22 protein-coding genes and 1 pseudogene are annotated in these 19,577 nt (G+C 71.3%); 19 read left to right on the top strand and 4 right to left on the bottom strand.

What is annotated here, in order from left to right; genetic code table 11:
* The first annotated feature begins 52 nt into the window (after nt 1-52).
* From AMR74_RS08175 to AMR74_RS08160, 4 genes are read left to right on the top strand one after another with little or no spacing between them, the layout of a single operon-like run.
* Nucleotides 53-892, top strand: a complete 840-nt coding sequence (locus AMR74_RS08175; RefSeq protein ID WP_053771580.1) for a 2,3,4,5-tetrahydropyridine-2,6-dicarboxylate N-succinyltransferase — start codon at nt 53-55, stop codon at nt 890-892.
* The gene (gene lysA / locus AMR74_RS08170) at nt 889-2,256 is read left to right on the top strand and encodes a diaminopimelate decarboxylase (RefSeq protein ID WP_053771579.1); all 1,368 of its coding nucleotides are present in this window, start codon (nt 889-891) and stop codon (nt 2,254-2,256) included. Before AMR74_RS08175 ends, lysA begins: the two co-directional genes overlap by 4 nt.
* Entirely contained in the window at nt 2,253-3,200 is a 948-nt protein-coding gene (dapF, locus tag AMR74_RS08165; RefSeq protein ID WP_053771578.1) for a diaminopimelate epimerase, read from the top strand. Before lysA ends, dapF begins: the two co-directional genes overlap by 4 nt.
* A complete protein-coding gene (locus AMR74_RS08160; RefSeq protein ID WP_053771577.1) occupies nt 3,197-4,441 on the top strand; it encodes a M20/M25/M40 family metallo-hydrolase in 1,245 nt (414 codons plus the stop codon). The genes dapF and AMR74_RS08160 overlap by 4 nt, the downstream gene beginning before the upstream one ends.
* A 52-nt stretch (nt 4,442-4,493) precedes the next feature.
* Here the strand turns inward: AMR74_RS08160 and AMR74_RS08155 are convergent, their stop codons facing one another.
* Nucleotides 4,494-4,991, bottom strand: a complete 498-nt coding sequence (locus tag AMR74_RS08155) for a LabA-like NYN domain-containing protein (RefSeq protein ID WP_053771576.1) — start codon at nt 4,989-4,991, stop codon at nt 4,494-4,496.
* 118 nt (nt 4,992-5,109) lie between these two features.
* Here AMR74_RS08155 and AMR74_RS08150 point away from each other — a divergent pair, with 118 nt between their 5' ends.
* The 3 genes from AMR74_RS08150 to AMR74_RS08140 all read left to right on the top strand — a co-directional run bounded on the left by AMR74_RS08150 (nt 5,110) and on the right by AMR74_RS08140 (nt 8,295).
* Nucleotides 5,110-6,213: an AI-2E family transporter gene (locus AMR74_RS08150; RefSeq protein WP_053771575.1), complete on the top strand. Its 1,104-nt coding sequence runs from the start codon at nt 5,110-5,112 to the stop codon at nt 6,211-6,213.
* A gap of 81 nt (nt 6,214-6,294) precedes the next feature.
* Entirely contained in the window at nt 6,295-7,482 is a 1,188-nt protein-coding gene (locus AMR74_RS08145; protein WP_053771574.1) for a cell division protein FtsZ, read from the top strand.
* Between the two features lie 78 nt (nt 7,483-7,560).
* Nucleotides 7,561-8,295 (top strand): hypothetical protein, encoded by a 735-nt coding sequence (locus AMR74_RS08140; protein ID WP_053771573.1) that lies wholly within the window; start codon nt 7,561-7,563, stop codon nt 8,293-8,295.
* A 38-nt stretch (nt 8,296-8,333) separates the two neighbouring features.
* Here AMR74_RS08140 and AMR74_RS08135 read toward each other — a convergent pair whose 3' ends face one another.
* On the bottom strand, nt 8,334-8,996 hold the full coding sequence (locus AMR74_RS08135; protein WP_233561592.1) for a DUF7344 domain-containing protein: 663 nt from the start codon (nt 8,994-8,996) through the stop codon (nt 8,334-8,336).
* 409 nt (nt 8,997-9,405) lie between these two features.
* Here AMR74_RS08135 and AMR74_RS08130 point away from each other — a divergent pair, with 409 nt between their 5' ends.
* A complete protein-coding gene (locus tag AMR74_RS08130; protein WP_053771571.1) occupies nt 9,406-10,923 on the top strand; it encodes a PGF-pre-PGF domain-containing protein in 1,518 nt (505 codons plus the stop codon).
* A gap of 127 nt (nt 10,924-11,050) precedes the next feature.
* Nucleotides 11,051-12,277 carry a 5-(carboxyamino)imidazole ribonucleotide synthase gene (locus AMR74_RS08125; protein WP_053771570.1) on the top strand — a complete coding sequence of 409 codons (1,227 nt, stop codon included), beginning with the start codon at nt 11,051-11,053 and terminating at the stop codon, nt 12,275-12,277.
* Between the two features lie 18 nt (nt 12,278-12,295).
* Here the strand turns inward: AMR74_RS08125 and AMR74_RS08120 are convergent, their stop codons facing one another.
* Both AMR74_RS08120 and AMR74_RS08115 read right to left on the bottom strand, forming a co-directional pair.
* Nucleotides 12,296-12,547: a type II toxin-antitoxin system HicA family toxin gene (locus tag AMR74_RS08120; protein ID WP_053771569.1), complete on the bottom strand. Its 252-nt coding sequence runs from the start codon at nt 12,545-12,547 to the stop codon at nt 12,296-12,298.
* A gap of 1 nt (nt 12,548) precedes the next feature.
* Nucleotides 12,549-12,818 (bottom strand): type II toxin-antitoxin system HicB family antitoxin, encoded by a 270-nt coding sequence (locus tag AMR74_RS08115; protein ID WP_053771568.1) that lies wholly within the window; start codon nt 12,816-12,818, stop codon nt 12,549-12,551.
* A gap of 83 nt (nt 12,819-12,901) precedes the next feature.
* Between AMR74_RS08115 and AMR74_RS08110 the strand changes: the two are divergent.
* The 10 genes and pseudogenes from AMR74_RS08110 to nuoK all read left to right on the top strand — a co-directional run bounded on the left by AMR74_RS08110 (nt 12,902) and on the right by nuoK (nt 19,576).
* Nucleotides 12,902-13,392 (top strand): annotated as a pseudogene (locus AMR74_RS08110) (NUDIX hydrolase).
* Between the two features lie 76 nt (nt 13,393-13,468).
* Nucleotides 13,469-14,077: a 5-(carboxyamino)imidazole ribonucleotide mutase gene (purE, locus tag AMR74_RS08105; RefSeq protein WP_053771567.1), complete on the top strand. Its 609-nt coding sequence runs from the start codon at nt 13,469-13,471 to the stop codon at nt 14,075-14,077.
* A 198-nt stretch (nt 14,078-14,275) separates the two neighbouring features.
* A complete protein-coding gene (locus AMR74_RS08100) occupies nt 14,276-14,692 on the top strand; it encodes an NADH-quinone oxidoreductase subunit A (protein WP_053771959.1) in 417 nt (138 codons plus the stop codon).
* Nucleotides 14,692-15,390, top strand: a complete 699-nt coding sequence (locus tag AMR74_RS08095) for an NADH-quinone oxidoreductase subunit B (RefSeq protein WP_053771566.1) — start codon at nt 14,692-14,694, stop codon at nt 15,388-15,390. The genes AMR74_RS08100 and AMR74_RS08095 overlap by 1 nt, the downstream gene beginning before the upstream one ends.
* Nucleotides 15,387-17,051: an NADH-quinone oxidoreductase subunit D gene (locus AMR74_RS08090; RefSeq protein WP_053771565.1), complete on the top strand. Its 1,665-nt coding sequence runs from the start codon at nt 15,387-15,389 to the stop codon at nt 17,049-17,051. Before AMR74_RS08095 ends, AMR74_RS08090 begins: the two co-directional genes overlap by 4 nt.
* Nucleotides 17,051-18,124: a complex I subunit 1/NuoH family protein gene (locus tag AMR74_RS08085; RefSeq protein ID WP_053771564.1), complete on the top strand. Its 1,074-nt coding sequence runs from the start codon at nt 17,051-17,053 to the stop codon at nt 18,122-18,124. Before AMR74_RS08090 ends, AMR74_RS08085 begins: the two co-directional genes overlap by 1 nt.
* A gap of 1 nt (nt 18,125) precedes the next feature.
* The gene (locus AMR74_RS08080; protein ID WP_004596401.1) at nt 18,126-18,587 is read left to right on the top strand and encodes a NuoI/complex I 23 kDa subunit family protein; all 462 of its coding nucleotides are present in this window, start codon (nt 18,126-18,128) and stop codon (nt 18,585-18,587) included.
* Nucleotides 18,588-18,636: 49 nt separating this feature from the next.
* The gene (locus tag AMR74_RS08075) at nt 18,637-18,903 is read left to right on the top strand and encodes an NADH-quinone oxidoreductase subunit J (RefSeq protein WP_017342604.1); all 267 of its coding nucleotides are present in this window, start codon (nt 18,637-18,639) and stop codon (nt 18,901-18,903) included.
* Nucleotides 18,900-19,259: a hypothetical protein gene (locus AMR74_RS08070; protein ID WP_053771563.1), complete on the top strand. Its 360-nt coding sequence runs from the start codon at nt 18,900-18,902 to the stop codon at nt 19,257-19,259. Before AMR74_RS08075 ends, AMR74_RS08070 begins: the two co-directional genes overlap by 4 nt.
* On the top strand, nt 19,256-19,576 hold the full coding sequence (gene nuoK / locus AMR74_RS08065; RefSeq protein WP_053771562.1) for an NADH-quinone oxidoreductase subunit NuoK: 321 nt from the start codon (nt 19,256-19,258) through the stop codon (nt 19,574-19,576). Before AMR74_RS08070 ends, nuoK begins: the two co-directional genes overlap by 4 nt.
* The last annotated feature ends 1 nt before the right edge of the window (nt 19,577 follow it).

Here is a 19,577-nt window from a genome sequence, read left to right as displayed (position 1 = left end):
GGACATCTGAATATCGACGAGTAAATACCGACACTCATCCATACTCCAGCCAATGAGCCTCGAAGCCGACGTCGCCGACCTGTGGAACCGCTATCAGGACGGGCTGACCGCGGCGGACGCGACCGACGCGGACGCGGCCGTGATAGACGAGTTCCTCGCCGCCCTGGAGGCCGGCGAGGTCCGCGCCGCCGAGAAGACCGGCGACGACGTGACCTCGTGGGAGGCCAACGAGTGGGTCAAGCGGGGGATCCTGCTGAACTTCGGCCTGCGCGAGACGGAGCCGCGAGAGTACGGCGGCGTCACCTACCACGACGTGCTCCCGCTGCGCGACACCGACGACCTCGCCGAGCGCGGCACGCGGAACACCCCGGACGGGACGACGATCCGCCGCGGCGCGTACCTCGGCAGCGACTGTATCATGATGAGCCCCTCGTTCGTCAACGTGGGCGCGTACGTCGGCGACGGCACCCTCGTCGACTCCTGTGACACGGTCGGCTCCTGCGCGCAGCTGGGCGAGAACGTCAAGCTCGGCGCCAACACGCTGATCGGCGGCGTCCTCGAACCGGTCGAGGACGCGCCGGTGATCATCGAGGACGGCGTCTCGCTGGGCGCGGGCTGTCGCGTCACCAGCGGGTTCCGCGTCGGCGAGGACTCGATCGTCGGGGAGAACACGCTTCTCACGCCCCGGATCCCCGTCTACGACCTCGTCGAGGAGGAGGTCGTCTACGGCCACCTCCCGGCCGAGCGCCGCGCGTTCACCCGGATGGTGGAGTCGTCCGTCGGCGACCACGACCTCTTCGAGGGCGGCGCGTACAAGCCCGCGGTCGTCGCGACGCACGTCGAGGAGGAGACGCTGGAGGCGACGCGGCGGGAGGACGCGCTCCGGGAATGAGCGACGCGGACGCGAGCGCGGCGCCGACCGCCCCCGACGAGAACCCCCAGGTCCGCCGCGTGAGCGACTGGGACGCCGACCGCCTCCGCGACCTCGCGGCCACACACGAGACGCCGCTGTACGTCCAGGACCTCGACCGCGTCCGCGAGAACTGCGAGCGGCTGCTCGCGGCGTTCCCCGACGCCGACGTGCGGTACGCCGTCAAGGCGCACACCGGCCGCGCCGTCCTGGAGGCGGTCCGCGACGCGGGCCTCGACGCCGAGTGCGCCTCGGCGGGCGAGGTCGACCGCGCGCTCGCCGCCGGCTTCGACGGCTCGCGGCTCCACTACACCGCGGTCAACCCGCCGGCCCGCGACCTCGACTACGTCGCCGGCGTCGCCGCGGCGGAGCCGGACCTCACCGTCACCGTCGGCGCCGTCGACACGCTCGACCGCCTCCTGGAGCGGGGCTACGACGGCCGCGTCTGCGTCCGGGTGAACCCCGGCGTGGGCGCGGGCCACCACGAGAAGGTCACCACCGGCGGCGCCGCGAAGTTCGGGATCCCGTACGACCGGGCCGCGGACGCGGCGCGAGACGCGGCCGAGCGCTTCGACGTGGTCGGGGTCCACGCCCACGCCGGCTCGGGGATCGACCCGGAGCAGCTGGACAGCCACCGCGAACTGGTCGCGCGGATGGGCGACCTGGCGCGCGAGCTGGCCGACCCGGACGGCGACGCGGCCCCCGTCGACCTCGACTACGTCGACGTGGGCGGCGGGTTCGGCGTCCCCTACGAGGAGGACGCCCCGCCGCTCGACCTGCCGGCGGTCGCCGAGGCCACCCGCGAGGCGGTCGCGCCGCTGCCCGACGGCATCGACCTCGCCGTCGAGCCCGGGCGCTACGTCGTCGCGGACGCCGGCGTCCTCCTGACGCGGGTGAACACGGTGAAGCCGACGCCGGACGAGACGGTCGTCGGCGCCGACGCGGGGATGACCGACCTGCTCCGCCCGGCGATGTACGACGCCTACCACCCGATCCGCAACCTGGGCGGCGGGCGGGACCGCGACGGGGGCGACGCGCCCCCCGTCGCCGAGCGGGAGGCAACCCCTGTCACGGTCGCCGGACCTATCTGTGAGACCGGCGATACACTGGGTACGAACCGCGCGCTCGCCGACCCGCACCGGGGGGACCTCCTCGCGGTCGGGACCGCGGGCGCGTACGGGTACGAGATGGCGAGCCAATACAACTCACGACCGCGGCCGGCGGAGGTCGCGCTTGACGACGGGACCGCGACGGTCGTCCGGCGCCGAGAGGCGCTCGACGATCTGACGACGGTCGAGCGAGAGGCGGCGCGTGACCGCGCCGACCGGACGGAGGGCGGCCGATGAGCACCCACGCCGTCCCGGTCGAGAAGTACCACGGCACGGGCAACGACTTCCTCGTCGTCGACGCGGCCGCCGAGAACGTCGGCGACCGCGCGGCGTTCGCGCGGGCGCACTGCGACCGCGAGACGGGCGTCGACGGCGGCGACTTCACCGCTGCGGACGACCGCGGCGCGCCGTCGGGCCGACGCGGCGCGGACGGCGTCCTCTTCCTGTCGATCGAGGAGCGGTTCGACCCGACCCGCGTCGTGATGACCCTGGTCCAGCCGGACGGCTCCACCGCGACGATGTGCGGCAACGGCGCCCGCGTCGTCGCGCGCTGGGCTCACGACCGGACTGGCGACCGCGAGTTCATGATCGACACGCAGGCGGGCACCCGCCGCGCCACGGTGACCGCGGACGGGAGCGCCGCCACCATCGAGATGGGCGAGCCGACGTTCGACCCCCGCCGCGTCCCGGTCGCCCGCGAGGGCGCGCTCGCTGACGAGCCGCTGGTCGACGAGCCGGTCGCGGGGCTGCCCGTCACCGCCGTCCACACCGGCGTCCCGCACGCGGTCGCGTTCGTCGACGGCGGCCGCGACGACCCCGACGGGATCGACGCGGTCGACCTCGACGCGGTCGCGCCGCCGGTCCGACACGCCGACGTCTTCCCCGAGGGCGCGAACGTTAACCTCGCCGCCGTCGTCGACGACGGCGGCGGCGACGGACCGGCGGTCCTCGACCAGCGCACCTTCGAGCGCGGCGTCGAGGGCGAGACGCGCTCCTGCGGCACCGGCGCGGTCGCGGTCGTCGCGGCCGCCCGCCGCCTGGGCCTGATCGAGGGCGAGTCGGCCGTGAGCCGGCCGCCGGGCGGCGAACTGCGGATAACGGTACCGGACCGCGGCCACGCCACGCTCGCCGGCCCCGTCGCCCACGAGTTCTCGGGGGCGCTCCCCGCTGACCCCAGATGAGCGGCGACGGCGATGCCGGCTCGGGTTCGGACGCGGGGCCCGACTTCGACCCGGTCTCGTTCCTCGAAGAGGCGGTCCGGATCCCCTCCCACGAGTCGCCCGACGAGATGCGCGAGTCCGTCGTCGACCTCCTCGACCGACGGGGCGCCGACCCCGCGGTCGTCGCGGACGGCTGCGTCCTCGCGGAGAAGCGCTCGCCGGCGCCCGGGGCGGGGCCGCACCTCGTGTTGAACACGCACCTCGACACGGTGACGCCGCACGTCGCGTTCGAGCGCGGGCCGACGCGCGACGGCGAGCGCGGCGCTCAGACGGGGGCCGGGGACGACCCGGACGAGGTGATCCGCGGCCGGGGCGCCTGCGACGCGAAGGGGCCGCTCGCGGCGCTGCTCGCCGGCTTCCTCGCCGCCGACCCCGACCGCGGGCGGCTCACGCTCGCGCTCACCCCCGACGAGGAGGCGCTGTCGCTCGGCGCCGCGGCCCTGACCGGCCGGCTGCCGGGGACCGACGACCGGCTCGACGGGGACCTGTACCTCGTCGGCGAGCCCACGGGGCTCGACGCCTGCACCGCCGCGAAGGGGCGGTTCCAGGCGACCGTCGAGCTGTCCGGGGTCGCCGCGCACGCCGCCGAGTTCGCGGGCGCGAACGCGGTCGCGGCGGCCGAGGACGCGCTCGCAGCGGTCCGGACGTTCGACGCGGACGCGACCGCCCACCCGCAGTTGGGGCCGCCGAAGCTCACTCCCACGGTCGTCGAGGGCGGCGCGGCGACGAACCAGGTGCCGGCGGACTGCGAGATAACGGTCGACCGGCGGAGCGTCCCGCCGGAGACCGCCGAGGAGTTCCGGTCGTCGCTCGCGGACGCGGTGCGGGAGTCGCTCGCGAGCGGCCCGGCCGGCGACCGGGGCGTCGACGCCGCCGTCGCGCTCACCGACCGCGAGTCGCCGTTCCTGGAGGCGTTCGCGACGGACCCGGACCACGACCTCGTCCGAACCGTCGCCGACGCGGCGCGCGACGCGAGCGACGCGGTCGGCCTCTCGGACGAGCGCGGGGGCGGCGTCCGGCCGTTCGGCGCGGCGACGGAGGCCTCCTACTTCGCGCCGGCGCCGACGGTCGTGTTCGGGCCCGGAGACCTCGCCGACGAGGCGGGCGCGGTCGCGCACGCCGAGCGGGAGTACGTCCGGGTGCGCGAGGTCGAGGCGGCGGCGGCGGCGGTCGAGGAGACGGTCGCCGCGCTGCTCGGGTGAGCGCGGCCGCGCTCGGGCGTCCGCTCGCAACGCCGGACTGGACGCTCGCCGGCTACAGCAGGAACGTCTCCTCCTTCTCCGCGAGGTCGACGAAGTCGTCGGCGGCCGCGATCAGCTCGTCGGCGGCCGAGTTGCCGAACCCCATCGCCTCCACGCGGACGCCCTCGTGGCGGAGGTGCGAGCAGAGCCGGGCGAAGTCACCGTCGCCGGTACAGAGGACGACCGTGTCGACGTGGCTGGCTAAGGAGACGGCGTCGAGGCTCATCCCGAGGTCCCAGTCGGCCTTCTTCGACCCGTCGGCGAACGTCTTGATCTCCTTGATCTTCGTCTCGAAGCCGATGTCGCGGAGCGCCTCGAAGAAGCTCTCCTCCTCGGGCGAGTCGGCGCGGATGACGTACGCGATGGCGCGCACGAGCGACCGGTCCGCGACGGCCTCTTCGAGGAGGCCGGAGTAGTCGATGTTCCGCGAGTAGACGCTCTGTGCGGAGTGGTACAGGTTCTGCGAGTCCGCCAACACCGCGACGCGCTGGTCCGGGTGAATGTCGTTCATAGGCCCTCCTTCACCGCCCGCCGTTAGGGGCTTTGGGATCCGCGCGGCGGCGAGTCCCGGGCGCGGGCGAGCCGCGGCGACCACCATGGTTTATGTCAGACGATGGCGACCGTGGCCCATGGACGAAAAGCGGTTCGTCGTCGCCCTCTTCGGCCTCGCGGTCGCGTTCGTCGCCGGCTACGTGGCCTACCGGTTCGTCGCCCCGCTCACGGTCGCCGTCTTCCTCTACTACTCGACGCGGCGGTTCTACCACCGGCTCGAACGCTTCCGACTGCCGGCTCGGGTGCGCGCCGTGATGTCGCTGTCGCTCATCGGCGTGCCGCTCATCGGCCTGGTGAGCTACACCCTAGTGCTGCTGATCTTGGAGGCGCGCCGGTTCATCGAGACGTACCCGGTGGCCGACACCATCGGCGCGGAGAACTCGGTGATCGGCGACCTCGCGGAGCTGTCGAACCCGACGGCCGACGAGCTGCTCGCGGCGTACCGGTCGGGGCAGTTCGACCCCCTCATCGACCTCGTTTCCGAACAGGCGTCGCTGCTGGCGAGCACCCTCTCGGGGCTCGCCCTGAACCTCCTCATCACCATCGTCGTGACCTACTACCTGCTCATCGACGGGTCCCGGTTCCACAGCTGGCTCCTCTCGTTCGACGACGACGCGGTCGTCCGCGAGTACCTCGAGACCGCCGACGACGAGCTGGAGGCGGTGCTGTACGGGAACCTGCTCAACGTCATCGCCATCGGCATCATCGCCGTCGTCACCTACCTCGGGTACAACGCGGTCGCCCCGGCCGCCGTCGAGATCCCGTACCCCACGCTCGCCGGCGCGCTCACCGGCGTCGCCAGCCTGATCCCCGTGATCGGGATGAAGATCGTCTACATCCCGATCGCGGCGGCGATGTCGGTCCCGCTCGCGCTCGACGGCGACCTCTCGCTGCTCGTGTACGTCGCGGGGTTCCTCGCGGTCGCGGTCGTGGTCGTCGACACCATCCCCGACATCGTCCTGCGGCCGTACTTCAGCGGCAAGACGACCCACGTCGGGCTGCTGATGCTCGCGTACATCTTCGGCCCGGTCGTGTTCGGCTTCCACGGGCTGTTCCTCGCGCCGATCATCCTCGTGCTGGCGCTGACGTTCGCGGACACCGCGCTGTTGCGCCTGCTCGGCGTCGAGCCGGACTCGGGGCCCGAGATCTCCGCCGGACAGCGTCAGCTCGACGAGTTCTGAGCCGTCGCGGGCGCAGGGCGGTTCGGTAACGGTTCGCGGCGAGCCGAAGTCATATATCCTCGGTCGACGACCGGGCCACGTATGCGACTCCACGTCATCGGACTCGGCGGGGCCGGCGGGCGGGTCGCCGACCGGCTCGCCGCGGCGCACGGCGACGACCCGTTCCTCGGGGGCGTCAACGCCTTCGACACCGACATGGACGCGCTCGGGGCGCTGGACGCGCTCGGCGAGGAGCGTCGGTACCGGTTCGGCGACGCCGCGGGCGGGGACGGGCTCCAGGGCGACCTCCACGCCGGGCGTCGCCTCGGCGACGCGCACGCGAGCGAGCTCGGGCGGGCCATGGACGACCAGCGGCCGTCGCTCGCGGAGGCGTTCCTGCTCGTCGTCGGCCTCGGCGGCGCGGCCGGCGCGGGCGCGGCGCCCGCGCTCGCCGCGGAGCTCTCGCGGCTCTACGACGCCCCAGTCTACGCCTTCGGCTTCCTCCCCACCCGCGACGAGACGGAGGAACCGGACGACGACGCCCCGCGAAGCGCGTCCGCCGGCGGGGCGAGCGGCGCGGGGGCGGGCGCGGGAGCCGGTGACGGGCCCGCGCCGCCGACCCCGCACCGCCCGCTCGCCGAGCGGAACGCGGCCCGGACGCTCGACGCGCTCTCCGAGGAGTGCGCGGCGGTCTTCCCCTTCGACAACGCGGCGTGGCTCCGTCCGAGCGAGACGCTCGGCGGGGCGCGAGACCGGCTCAACGGGGTCGCGGCCGAGCGGATCGCGGCCCTGTTCGGCGCGGGCGAGACGCCGGAGGGCACGGAGACGCCCCAGCAGGTGCTCGACGCGAGCGACGTCGCCCGCGCGGCGGGCGGTGACGGCGAAATCGCGGCGATCGGGCACGCGACGCAGGCGGTCGACGCGCCCGACTCGGGCTCGAAGTTCGGGCTCGGGCTGTTCGGCTCCTCGGAGCCGGCCGAGGTCGACACGAGCGCCGCGGTGTCGGCAATCGAGACGGTGATCCGGAAGGCGACCCGCGGGAAGAACACGGTCGAGGTCCCCGACGGGCGCGCCGACCGGACCCTGCTCGTGGTCGGCGGCCCGCCGGCGTGGCTCAACCGCGAGGCGATCGCCGACGGGCGGCGCTGGCTCGCCGAGGAGACCGGCTCGGACGCGATCCTGAGCGGCGACGCGCCGGTCCCGGAGGGCGACGAGGTGTTCGCCGTCGTGATCCGGTCGGGGATCGACGAGCCGGACCGGGTCCGGGAGATCCGCGAGACGATCGAGTGACCGCGCCGGCGCGGGCCGGCGGCCGACGCCCGGCGGGCGACCCGAACCGGTTAACCGGGTGGCGCGCCCAGTAACCCCGTGACGACGCAGGCAGACCTCGGGATCGACCTCGACGTGCGCGACGCCGCGGCCGTCGCGGAGCGGCGCGACGAGCTCGTCGCCGCCGTGCGCGACCACGCCGGGGCGATCGCCTACCAGCTCGCGCGGCTCCAGGGCGGCGACTACGGCCGGGAGACGCTGTCGACGCGCGGCGGCGAGTGGACGGTGAAACACGAGGCGGGCGAGCTGGAGTTCCTCCTGTTCTCGCCGAAGTCGGGCTCGGACACGTACGTCATCTCGACGAAGCAGCCGCCGGACCCCGCCGACCTCGCGGTCGCGCTCGACGACTACGCGGCGTTCGTGGCGGCCTGGAACGACCACGTCGACTCGCTGTCCGGCGTCCTCGACGACGTGAGCGCCGAGTTCCCGGAGCCGGCGACCACCGAGGGCGTGGTGGCGGAGCGCGACCGCGTCCTCGACGCGATCCGCGAGACCTGCGCGGTCATCGCGGGGGAGATCCACCGGTACGAGGGCGACGACTACGGGACGTTCACGGCGCGCGTGGAGGGCGACCGCTGGGAACTGAAGTACGACGAGGGGAGCGTCTCGTACCTCCGGATCGGCGGGTCGGGCGGCCTCTACCTCCTCTCGCAGTACGGCGCGCCCTCCGCGGCCGACGTCCGGGAGTACGCGGACGGGTTCCGCGGCTTCGTCGCGGCGTACAACGAGTTCGTCGACGGCCTCGAAAGCGACCTCGAACGGATTTCCGTCTGAGGCTCCGTCTCGACCGACCGGCCGGCCTCTTCGCGCACTCACCGCTCCGTCCCGTCCGCGGCGCTCAGGAGGTCGCCGAGCAGAACCGGGTACCGCCGCGAGACGACCGCCGCGTACACGGCGGCCGAGACCCCGGCGCTCACCGCGACGGCGACCCCGAACCCGACCGGGGAGAGGGAGGCGAGCCCCGGCGCGTTCAGGGCCCACCCGACGCCGACGAGCCCCGCGGCGGCGGCGAGCGCGCCCGCGACCGCTCGGGCGACGGCCCGCGAGTCGATCTCGAGGTCGAGGAACCGCTGTCGCTCGGCGGCGGGGACCGCCGCGACGGTCGAGGCCTCCCGGTCGAACTCGATGGCCCCGGCCTCGGCCATCACCGGGCAGTGGTGCTGGTACAGCGACGCGTACACGCTCTTCCGCTCCTCGCTCGCGACGGCCGCCGGATCGATCCCCCGTTCGCGGGCGGCGACCCGGCGAGAGGCCTCCGCGAGGCTCACGGGGCCGTCGCGGCGGTGGAGCAGTGCCCACAGGAGCCGGCGCCGGCGGTTCCCCAGGATCCCGAGCAGGTCGTCCCGGTCGACGACCGACTCCGAGTCCGCCGGGCCGAGCGGTCTCCGCCCGTCGTCGCCACTCTCGGAGTCGGCGGATCCGACGCCGTCGTCTCCGGTCGCGTCCCCACGGCGGCCACGTCCGTCGTCTCCCACGGACGCACCGCCGTCGGCGCGCAATCCGCGTCTCCCACCTCGTTCCCCGTCGCGTCTCGTGTCTGTTGGTAACATACCACTTTCTACGGCGACGGCCGACTAATGTATTGGCCGATATGATCACGAACATGAGTGATTGCCTCAGTCGGTCGCGTCACGCCGGCCGGGAACGCTGCGCGGGTCCGCCGGTCCGTCGCCGCCGCCCGGAGCGGATCCGGGTCCCGCCGACGGCGCGACGCCGTCGGCCGGCGAAACGACTCGTTACCGCCGGCGCCGCCGCGGTAATCCGTCGTAGCAATCGGTTAATACCTACTTATCCTCGGTGGCGTGGTGTCTCACGTCCCTCCCCCCGCGACGCTCGGACGCCCCACAGGGGCGCTCCGTTCGGACCGGCGTGGGACGATCCCTCATGTCACGAACTCCCTCGAAATCGCTCACGGTCGTCATCGCCTCGCTGCTGGTCGTCTCCGCGGTCGCCGGCGCCCCGGCGGCCGTCGCGCAGGACGGGCCGCCTCCGACGCCGGCCGCCTACTTCGGCGAGATAACCGTCGACGGCGAGCCCGCCCCCGAGGGCGTCGAGGTCACGGCGTACGTCGACGGCGAACTGCGCGGGAGCCTCACCACGACCCAGATCGGCGCGTACGGCGGTTCCTCGGCGTTCGACCGGAAGCTCGTCGTCGAGGGGACCGACGCCGACGCGGGCGCGACCGTCGAGTTCCGGGTCAACGGCGAGGTCGCTTCGACCGACGACGCGATCGAGTGGGAGCCGGGCGAGGTCCGCCGCGTCGACCTCGCGGTCGGCGATGGCGCCGACGGCGGCGACGGTTCGGACGGGTCGGACGGCGGCGACGGATCAGACGGTGCCGACGGCAGCGACGGTTCGGACGGGTCGGACGGCGGTGACGGTTCGGGCGGCGGAGACGGGTCGGACGGCGCCGACACCGATGGCGGCGGTGGCGGCGGCGCCGTCGCGCCTCCGCCGAGCGGCGACGCCGTCGAGACGACCGCGGCCTCGGTCGAGATGGCGAACGGCACCGCGACCCTCTCCGCGGGCAGCGTCGGGACCGACGAGGTCGTCGAGGCCGACCTGCCGAACGGGACGGCGACGCCGAACGCGACGCTCGCCGCGCTCTCGGTCGCCCCCTCCTCGGAGATCCTCTCGTTCGGCGTCGAGGCGACGGCGATGGCCCCCTCGGAGCTGCCCGACGGCGTGCGCGACCACGAGGGTGCGGAGACGGTGTCGGTCTTCGAGATCGAGCCGACCACCTTCGACTCCGGCGCCGTCGAGTCCGCCGAGATCCGCTTCGAGACGGAGATGTCGGCGTTCTCCGACGCGGAGTCGCCCGAGGGCGTCGCCCTGTACCGCTACGTCAACAACCGGTGGCGCGAGCTCCCGACGACGTACGAGGGCGACGGCGTCTACGTCGCCGAGACGCCCGGGTTCTCCTACTTCGCGGTCGGCGGCCCGCAGTCCGACGTGACGGTCGCCGAGGCCTCGCTCGGCGCGGCCGAGGTGTCCCCCGAGAGCGAGACGGAGGTGGCGGTCAGGCTGCGGAACGCGGGCGACGCCGAGGGGACGACGAACGTCGGCCTGCGGATCAACGGCGAGCTCGTCGCCGACCGGACGATCACGGTCCCCGCCGACGCGACGCGGCGCGTCACGTTCACGCCGCGGTTCCCCGAGGTCGGCGAGTACGACGTGGCCGTGGGCTCGACCGAGGTCGGAACCGTCTCGGTCGTCGAGTCCACCGACGACGCCGACTCCGGGAACGGCGGCGGCGCCGGCGCGACCGGCGACGGGAGCGGGGACGCTTCGGACGACGGCGCGCCGCTCGAAGGGTTCGGCGTCGGCCTCACGCAGGTCGTCGGGCTCGTGAGCCTGCTGCTGGTCGTGGCCGGCGGGTTCCTCCTGTTGCGCCGGGAGTGACCGACCGGTCGCCTCGGCTCTCAGCGACGTCGTCGGGCGCTCCTCCCGCTCGATCGATGCGCGTTCGTGCCTATCTCGATCGTGTTTTGGCAATACTTATTCATCTCTGTTGGGTACCGACTCGCACATGTCGATCACCCTTCCGGGGCCGACGCTCGGCGTCGTCGGCGGCGGACAACTGGGCCGGATGCTGGCCGAAGCCGCGGCGCCGCTCGGCGTCGACCTCGTCGTGTTGGACCCGACGCCCGACTGTCCGGCGGCGCCGGTCGCGACCGACCAGATCGTCGGCGACTTCGACGACGCGGACGCACTCGACGAGCTCGCGGCCCGCGTCGACGCCCTGACCTTCGAGATCGAGCTCGCGGACCCGGACCGCCTCGCGGCCGCGAGCGAGGAGCACGGCGTGCCGGTCCACCCGGACCCCGGCACCCTGGAGACGATACAGGACAAGCTGGTCCAGAAGGAGGCGCTCGCGGACGCCGGGATCCCCGTCCCGGAGTTCGTCGCGGTCGCGACCGCCGAGGGGCTCGAACGCGTCGTCGAGGAGTTCGGCGGCGTCATGCTGAAGGCCCGCCAGGGCGGCTACGACGGCCGCGGCAACGTCCCGGTGGAGACGCCCGACGAGGCGGCCGACGCGCTCGATCAGATCGGCGGCGCCGCGATGGCCGAGGAGCTCCTCGACTTCGAGCGCGAGGTCGCCGTGATGGGTCTGAAGGGCGCGGACGGCGAGACGCGGACCTACCCGGTCACGGAGACGGTCCACCGCGAGGAGATCCTCCGCGAGAGCGTCAGTCCGGCCCGGGCCGACGACGCGGTCGTCGCCGAGGCCGAGTCGGTCGCGCGCGACGTGCTCGACGTGCTCGACGGCCGGGGAGTCTACGGCATCGAACTGTTCGAGACGCGCGAGGGCGAGGTGTTAGTCAACGAGATCGCGCCGCGCCCGCACAACTCCGGCCACTGGACGATCGAGGGCGCGCGCACCTCGCAGTTCGAGAACCACGTCCGGGCCGTCCTCGGCTGGCCGCTCGGCCCGACCGACCTCGTCGCGCCCGCGGTCACGGTGAACGTGCTCGGCGACGTTCACGAGAGCAGGGCTCTCGTGAGCCAACCGGAATCACGGCGTGATTCCGGTGACGTGGACGAGCGGGGGGCGGCGACGCTCCGGAACGTCGAGTCCGTCCTCGACGCGCCCGACGCCGACCTCCACTGGTACGGCAAAGACGACGTGTACCCGCTCCGGAAGATGGGCCACCTGACGGTGACGGACCGGGGCGCGACCGACGAAGCCGACCCCGACGCGCTGCTCTCTCGGGCGCGAGAGCTCCGCGACGGGCTGACCTTCCGAGACGCGTAGCCGTGGACCGTCCGGTCTTCAGGAGTTTCGGTCGATCCACGCGCAGAAGGCGTCGAAGTCACGCGCGCCGGCGTCGTCCGCGATACCGCTGAGGGTTCCCTCCCGAAGCTCGTCGTGTAGCGGAACCGTGACGTGCCGTCTGTCCCTCTCGTTCGCCGGATGCTCGTAGTACAGCTGCGCGTGGTCGCCGGTCGTTCGTCGCCACTCGAAACCGCCGCGGTTGACGAGGACCTTCACGACCTCCCGCCCAGAGAACGTGCGCCTCGCCACGCTATTCGAGGACGTCGGGCGGTTCCGCGTCTCCGGTCGCGTTCTCCTCGGGGTCGATCCCGTGTTCCCGAAGCTCCTCGTCGGTCGGCTCGCGACCGATCTCTCCTCGGTGGAGCGCGACGGCCTCGTCGAGGTTCTCCAGCGCGTCGGACCGGGACTCTCCCTGCGTCGTGACGCCCGTCCCGACGTCTCGGGCGATCCACCACCCCTCGTCTCGCCAGAGGCGGATCTCCCCGTCGCGGTCCGCTCCGTCTTCCGTCGAGCTCGGCATTACCGTATCTTTCGTCCGATTTCGTTGATAAGGGTTGGGCAGACGAACGACTGATACCGGTGCGCCGACCAAGTGACGACTCGATGCCGGACGGTCTCGCACCCGACGCGCCACGCGAACGCCAGTCGATCCGGCTCCCGCCGGACCGGATCGAGGCGCTCCGCCAGTGGGCGGAGGAGGGAACCGCCCTGACGGCTGCGGTCCGCGTCTGCGACCCGACGGTCGGCTCGCGCTCGTGAGGACCTCGTGGTCGGACGGCTGGGTGCTCCCGGGCGGCGCGGTCGAACCGGGGGAGTCGCCGGCGGCCGCGGCGGCGCGGGAGGTCCGCGAGGAGACCGGACTCGACGCGGCGATCGGCGACCCGGTCGTCGTCTTCGAGCAGTCGTACGTCGACGCCGAGCGCGACGTGTTCGCGTTCGAGGCCGAGTACGTCGTCTTCGCGGCGCGCGCCGAGGGGTGGATTCCCGACACGGCCGATCTCGGAGTCGATCCGGACGAGATCCGCGCCGCGAGGTGGTTCGACGAAGTCCCGGCGAACCTCCACGACGGGGATCTGCTCCGGGGGCTCCTCTGACCGCGCTTCGAGGGGAAGTTCCCTCCGGCTCGCCGCATCCGGCACTTCCTTACCGGCCTCCGCCGAATCCCTGCCCATGACCACGGTGGACGACCTGATCGACCGGCTCGAAGCGGAGGCGGCGGCCGACGCCGACCCGGCGACTACCCCGGACGTGGGGATCATCATGGGCTCGGACTCGGACCTCCCCGTCATGGAGGACGCCTACGAGGCGCTCGACGACCTCGGCTTCGCGGAACAGACCGACTTCGACGAGCCGCCGGACGCCCGGTTCACCTACGAGAGCTACGTCGTCTCCGCGCACCGCACGCCGGAGCTGATGTACGCGTACGGGGAGACGGCGTCCGCCCGCGGGCTCGACGTGATCATCGCCGGGGCCGGGGGGAAGTCCGCGGACCTGCCGAACATGACCGCGTCGATCGCGTACCCGGTGCCCGTCATCGGCGTGCCGGTTCAGGAGAAGTCGGTCGACTCCGTCATCGGGATGCCGACCGGCGCGCCGATCGTCGCCGTCGACGCCGGGAAGTCGTACAACGCCGCGCTGTCGGCCGCGCAGGTGCTCGCGCGCGAACACGAGGCGGTCGAGGAACGACTGGTCGAACTCCACGACGAGCAGCGGGCGGACGTCGCGGACGTCTCCGCGGCCCTCCACGACCGCGGACTCGACGGGTTCCGCGAGCGGTAGCGGGAACGCGTCGCGTTCGGCCGGCTTGCCCCGGACGCGTCGCCCTTTCATTCCGCGACGAACCCGTTCGGCGGCTCTCGGTGACATTTCCGGCGCTTCGACCGCGAACGGCCGGTACCGGCCCGCACGCACGCGGACGCACAAGACTCAACGCTTATGAGGGGGCGGTCCAAACCCCAGCACGTTACGGAGACCTATATGAGCGATTGGATAGCGATTGGCGCCTTGGCGGTCGTCGGCCTGCTCATCCCGGTAGCGATGATGTCAGTGTCGGCGCTGCTCCGCCCGAGCGTGCCTGAGACCGGTAAAAGTACCACCTACGAGTCCGGCGAGACCCCGACGGGCGGGACGCGGATCCGGTTCAACATCCAGTACTACATGGTCGCGTTGTTGTTCGTCGTGTTCGACATCGAGACCGTGTTGCTGTTCCCGTGGGCGGTCATCTACCGTCCGGCCGTCCAGGCCGGCGTGCCGATGGCCGACCTGCTGTGGCCGATGTTGGCGTTCGTCGGGATCCTGGCCGTCGGGCTCGTCTGGGCGTGGCGGTCGGGGGCGATCAGCTGGGCCCGCAGCCCCCGCGCGACCAGCAGAAAGACGACGGAGGACCTCAACTAATGAGCAGCGATCAACCGTTTATCACCGACGATTCGCAAGTCGTAACCGAGACCCGAGACGCCCGGATGACCGGGCAGGGAGACCGGTTCAACTCCCGCCTGCGTGAGGCGTTCGGCTCCTCGCCGTTCATCCTCACCAAGTTCGACAAGTTCCTGAACTGGTGTCGGGGATCCTCGATGTTCATGCTGCAGTTCGGCATCGCCTGCTGCAGCATCGAGATGATGCACACCTACGCGGTGAAACACGACCTCGACCGCTTCGGGTCGGGCGTCCCCCGCGCCTCGCCGCGGCAGGCCGACGTGATGATCGTCCCCGGGACGATCGTCTCCAAGTTCGCCCCGCGGATGAAGCGCGTCTACGACCAGATGCCCGAGCCGAAGTTCGTCGTCGGCATGGGCTCGTGTACCATCTCCGGCGGCCCGTTCCAGGAGGGGTACAACGTGATCAAAGGCGCCGAGGAAGTCATCCCGATCGACATCCACGTCCCCGGCTGCCCGCCTCGCCCCGAGGCGCTCGTGTACGGCGTCGTGAAGCTACAGGAGCGCGTCGCCAACGGCGAGGCCGCGCCCGTCACGGTCAAGCCGTACGAGCTGGAGGAGTTCTCGGACCTCGAACGCGACGAACTCGTCGACAAGCTGGCCGACCAGATCGACGACGACGAGCTCGTCATGCGGTACAACTTCGCTGATTCGCCATGAGCCTCGAACGACCAGACACCGTCGACGACGGCACCGTCGAGCAGACGCCCGACGAGCTTGAGGCGCTGCTCGGTGACCTCGTCGTCGACCGCGACGACCACCTGAACGCGCCCGGCTTCGTCATCCGCCCGGACACCGTTCAGGAGACGCTTCGGACCCTGAAAGAGCAGGCGGGGTACGACCACCTCTCCGTCGTCTCCGCACAGGAGTACGAGAACCGATACGAGTCGATCTACCACCTGAAGAAGTACGACGACCCGACCCAGGAGGTCAGCGTCGTCGTCCCCGCCGACAAGGACGACCCCGTCTCCGAGTCGGGCGAGCCCGTCTTCCGCACCGCCGACTGGCACGAGCGGGAGGCGTACGACCTCATCGGGATCGAGTACGACGACCACCCCGACCTGCGCCGGATCCTCCTGCCGGAGACCTGGCAGGGCCACCCCCTGTCGATGGACTACGACAAGGACCGGCCGCAGATCGCCACGCTCCCGGAGCACGCGAACCCGTTGGAGGACCACCACAAGGACTCCGAGTCCGACACGATGTTCCTCAACATCGGGCCGCACCACCCGGCGACCCACGGGGTGCTCCACCTGAAGACGGTCCTCGACGGCGAGCAGGTCGCCGACGTCGAGCCGGACATCGGCTACCTCCACCGCAGCGAGGAGCAGATGGCGCAGTCCGGGACGTACCGCCACCAGATCATGCCGTACCCGGACCGCTGGGACTACATCTCGGCGGGGCTGCTCAACGAGTGGGCGTACGCCCGCGCGGCCGAGGACCTCGCGGACATCGAGGTGCCCGAGTACGCGCAGGTCATCCGCACGATGGGCGCCGAGATGTGTCGGATCGCCGCGCACATGCTCGCCTTGGCGACGTTCGCGCTCGACATCAACGGCGACTTTACGGCGACGTTCATGTACGCCATCAACGACCGCGAGCGCGTCCAGAACCTCTTGGAGGATCTGACTGGCCAGCGGCTGATGTTCAACTACTTCCGGCTCGGCGGCGTCGTCTGGGACCTGCCGGAGCCGCGCGAGGAGTTCTTCTCGAAGACGCGGGACTTCCTCGACCAGCTCCCCGAGTCCGTCGAGGAGTACCACAACCTCATCACCTCGAACGAGATCTTCCAGATGCGGACGATCGACACGGGGATCCTCCCGCCGGACGTCGCGAAGAACTACGGCGCCACCGGCCCGGTCGCCCGCGGCTCCGGGGTCGACTACGACCTGCGCCGCGACGACCCGTACGGCTACTACGACGAGCTCGACTGGGACGTGGTGACCGAGGACGGCTGCGACAACTTCAGCCGCCTGCTCGTCCGGATGCGCGAGGTCGAGGAGTCCGCGAAGATCATCGAGCAGTGCGTCGACCTGCTCGAAGACTGGCCCGAAGACGAGCGGAACATTCAGGCGAACGTGCCGCGCACGCTGCGCCCGGACGACGACACCGAGATCTACCGCGCCGTCGAGGGCGCCAAGGGCGAACTCGGCATCTACATCCGGTCGGACGGGACGGACAAGCCCGCCCGGTTCAAGATCCGGTCGCCGTGCTTCTCGAACCTCCAGACGCTGCCGGAAATGGCGAACGGGGAGTACATCCCCGACGTGATCGCCGCGCTCGGTAGCCTCGACGTCGTTCTCGGGGAGGTGGACCGCTGATGGGCACGGCGCCCGCGCAGCTGTTCCCCGAGTTCATCGTCGACACGCTCGGCCTCGACAGCGTCATCGGCGAGGTGGCGGCGTCGCTCGTCGCCGCCTTCGTCGTCGGCAACATCATCCTGGCGTTCACGGGCGTCGCGGGCCCGTGGGCGAAACGGAAGATCACGGCCGCGTTCACCGACCGGATCGCGGTCGACCGGATCGGTCCCTTCGGGCTCCTCATCATCCCGGCGGCGGCGGTCCAGCTCCTCGCGAAGGAGCTCATCATCCCCGAGGGCGTCGACCGCCCCTCGTGGGACATCGCGCCGATCCTGCTGCCCGCGTCGGCGCTCCTCGGCTTCTCCGTCATCCCGATGGGCCACCTCGGCCCGATCAACCTGCATCTCGCGGACCCCGAGGTCGGGTTCGCGCTGGTGTTCGCGTTCGCCTCCATCGCCTCCGTCTCGCTGGTGATGGCCGGCTACGCGTCGAACAACAAGTACTCGCTCCTCGGCGGGCTGCGGGCCGTCGCGCAGAACCTCGCGTACGAGATCCCGCTCATCGTCACCGCGATGTCGGTCGTCATCTTCGCCGGCACGCTCCAGATGAGCGGCGTGGTCGGCGCGCAGACGCAGACGCTCGTGACGATCGGCGGGCTCGCGATCCCGTCGTGGTACGCGTTCGTCAACCCGTTCGCGTTCGTGCTGTTCCTCACCGCGAACATGGCCGAGATCGGTCGGAACCCGTTCGACATCCCCGAGGCGCCGACGGAGATCGTCGCGGGGTACCAGACGGAGTACTCCTCGGCCTACTTCGTCCTGTTCTACCTCGGGGAGTTCGTCCACATCTTCCTGGGCGGCGCGATCCTGGCCGTGACGTTCCTCGGCGGGGCGTCCGGCCCGGGCCCGGAGAGCATCGGCTTCATCTGGTTCGTGGTGAAGATCTGGGGCTTCTTCCTGTTCACGCAGTGGGCCCGCTCGGCGCTGCCGCGCGTCCGCATCGACCAGCTGATCGAGATCGGCTGGAAGGGAATGCTGGTGCTGTCGTTCGCGAACCTGGTTCTCACGGCCGTAATCGTGGGGGTGATCGCTTGATATGATCGGACTGATGAAATCCATGGCGACGACGATGAAACACGCGCTGGACGGGTCGACGTTCACGGTGGAATACCCGGAGGACGCGCCCGAGGTGAGCCCGCGGTTCCGCGGGGTCCACAAGTTCAGCCAAGAGCGGTGCATCTGGTGTCGGCAGTGCGAGAACGTCTGTCCGAACGACACGATCCAGATCGTTCAGGACGACCAGCGCAACGGCGAGCAGTACAACCTCCATATCGGGCAGTGCATCTACTGCCGGCTCTGCGAGGAGGTCTGTCCCGTCGACGCCATCCTGCTGACCCAGAACTTCGAGTTCACCGCGGACACGAAAGACGACTTCGTGTTCAACAAAGAACAGCTCAAGAACGTCCCGTGGTACAAGGGCATCGACCCGCTGGAGTCCCGCAACCCCGATCGCGGCGCGTGGATCGGGGAGGGCGACGGCGAGGTCGACTACCAGTAGCGGGCACGTCTCGAAATCTTCAAAGGGGTTCTCATAGGAGACAAACACAATGGTTTATGCTACTATCGCGTTCGGGCTGTTCGCCGCGGTCACGCTGGCGTTCGCCCTCGGGGTCGTCCTGGCGCGCGACGTGTTCCACGCCGCGCTGCTTCTGGGCGGAGCCCTCACGAGCGTCGCGGTGCACTACGTGATGCTGCGGGCGGAGTTCATCGCCGCCATGCAGATCCTCGTCTACGTCGGCGGGGTCCTCATCTTGGTCACGTTCGCCGTGATGCTCACGCGATCGGATTCGGAAACGGAGGTGAGTAGCGCGTGAGCAGCGACGAGAGCCGCGGCTCCCGGATCGCGCCCGCGATCGCCGTGGGCGGACTGTTCGCGGTGTTGGCCGCGACCGTCAACGGGGCGACGTTCGGCTTCGAGGAGGTCGGCTTCCCGGCCGACGCCTCGGTCGTCCACAACATCGGGTACGCCCTCTTCAACCTCGCCGAGTACGACCTCGGCGCGGTTCCGTCCGAGGGGTTCCTCGCGGCGTTCCTGATCGCCGCGGTCGCACTCGACGTGGCGGTCGACGGCGCCGTCTACCTGGCCAAACGCGAGGAGGACGGCTCCGTCGTCGCGGCGGTCGGACAGGCGTTCACCGACGGCGGACGCGACGGGGGTGACCGTCGATGACGGCGCTCGCGTCCTCGATCCCGCCGTCGTGGTACCTGCTGTTGGCGTCGGCCATCTTCTGTATCGGCCTGTTCGGCGTGTTGACGCGGCGGAGCGCGCTGTACTTCCTCATGAGCGTCGAGCTCATGATGAACGCGGCCAACATCAACTTCGTCGCGTTCGCGCTGTACTACGGCGACCTCACGGGGCAGGTGTTCGCGCTGTTCGTCATCGCGCTCGCCGCCGCCGAGGTCGCGATCGGTATCGGCATCATACTCGTGTTATACCGCAACTTCGGCACGACCGACGTGACTGTTCCCGCGGAGATGAGGTGGTAAG

It is taken from the genome of Halorubrum tropicale, from assembly GCF_001280455.1.
GTDB classification, from domain to species: Archaea; Halobacteriota; Halobacteria; order Halobacteriales; family Haloferacaceae; genus Halorubrum; species Halorubrum tropicale.
The sequence above is the reverse complement of the archived record's forward strand: the minus strand, read 5'-3'. Positions and strand labels throughout refer to the sequence as shown.

Coding starts and splice junctions, on each gene's coding strand:
- AMR74_RS08080 (WP_004596401.1), top strand. CDS start 18,126: ATGATCGGACTGATGAAATCCATGGCGACGACGATGAAACACGCGCTG.
- AMR74_RS08095 (WP_053771566.1), top strand. CDS start 14,692: ATGAGCAGCGATCAACCGTTTATCACCGACGATTCGCAAGTCGTAACC.
- AMR74_RS08160 (WP_053771577.1), top strand. CDS start 3,197: ATGAGCGGCGACGGCGATGCCGGCTCGGGTTCGGACGCGGGGCCCGAC.
- AMR74_RS08130 (WP_053771571.1), top strand. CDS start 9,406: ATGTCACGAACTCCCTCGAAATCGCTCACGGTCGTCATCGCCTCGCTG.
- AMR74_RS08155 (WP_053771576.1), bottom strand. CDS start 4,991: ATGAACGACATTCACCCGGACCAGCGCGTCGCGGTGTTGGCGGACTCG.
- lysA (WP_053771579.1), top strand. CDS start 889: ATGAGCGACGCGGACGCGAGCGCGGCGCCGACCGCCCCCGACGAGAAC.
- AMR74_RS08175 (WP_053771580.1), top strand. CDS start 53: ATGAGCCTCGAAGCCGACGTCGCCGACCTGTGGAACCGCTATCAGGAC.
- AMR74_RS08085 (WP_053771564.1), top strand. CDS start 17,051: ATGGGCACGGCGCCCGCGCAGCTGTTCCCCGAGTTCATCGTCGACACG.
- nuoK (WP_053771562.1), top strand. CDS start 19,256: ATGACGGCGCTCGCGTCCTCGATCCCGCCGTCGTGGTACCTGCTGTTG.
- AMR74_RS08115 (WP_053771568.1), bottom strand. CDS start 12,818: ATGCCGAGCTCGACGGAAGACGGAGCGGACCGCGACGGGGAGATCCGC.
- AMR74_RS08125 (WP_053771570.1), top strand. CDS start 11,051: ATGTCGATCACCCTTCCGGGGCCGACGCTCGGCGTCGTCGGCGGCGGA.
- AMR74_RS08100 (WP_053771959.1), top strand. CDS start 14,276: ATGAGCGATTGGATAGCGATTGGCGCCTTGGCGGTCGTCGGCCTGCTC.
- AMR74_RS08150 (WP_053771575.1), top strand. CDS start 5,110: ATGGACGAAAAGCGGTTCGTCGTCGCCCTCTTCGGCCTCGCGGTCGCG.
- dapF (WP_053771578.1), top strand. CDS start 2,253: ATGAGCACCCACGCCGTCCCGGTCGAGAAGTACCACGGCACGGGCAAC.
- AMR74_RS08145 (WP_053771574.1), top strand. CDS start 6,295: ATGCGACTCCACGTCATCGGACTCGGCGGGGCCGGCGGGCGGGTCGCC.
- AMR74_RS08075 (WP_017342604.1), top strand. CDS start 18,637: ATGGTTTATGCTACTATCGCGTTCGGGCTGTTCGCCGCGGTCACGCTG.
- purE (WP_053771567.1), top strand. CDS start 13,469: ATGACCACGGTGGACGACCTGATCGACCGGCTCGAAGCGGAGGCGGCG.
- AMR74_RS08090 (WP_053771565.1), top strand. CDS start 15,387: ATGAGCCTCGAACGACCAGACACCGTCGACGACGGCACCGTCGAGCAG.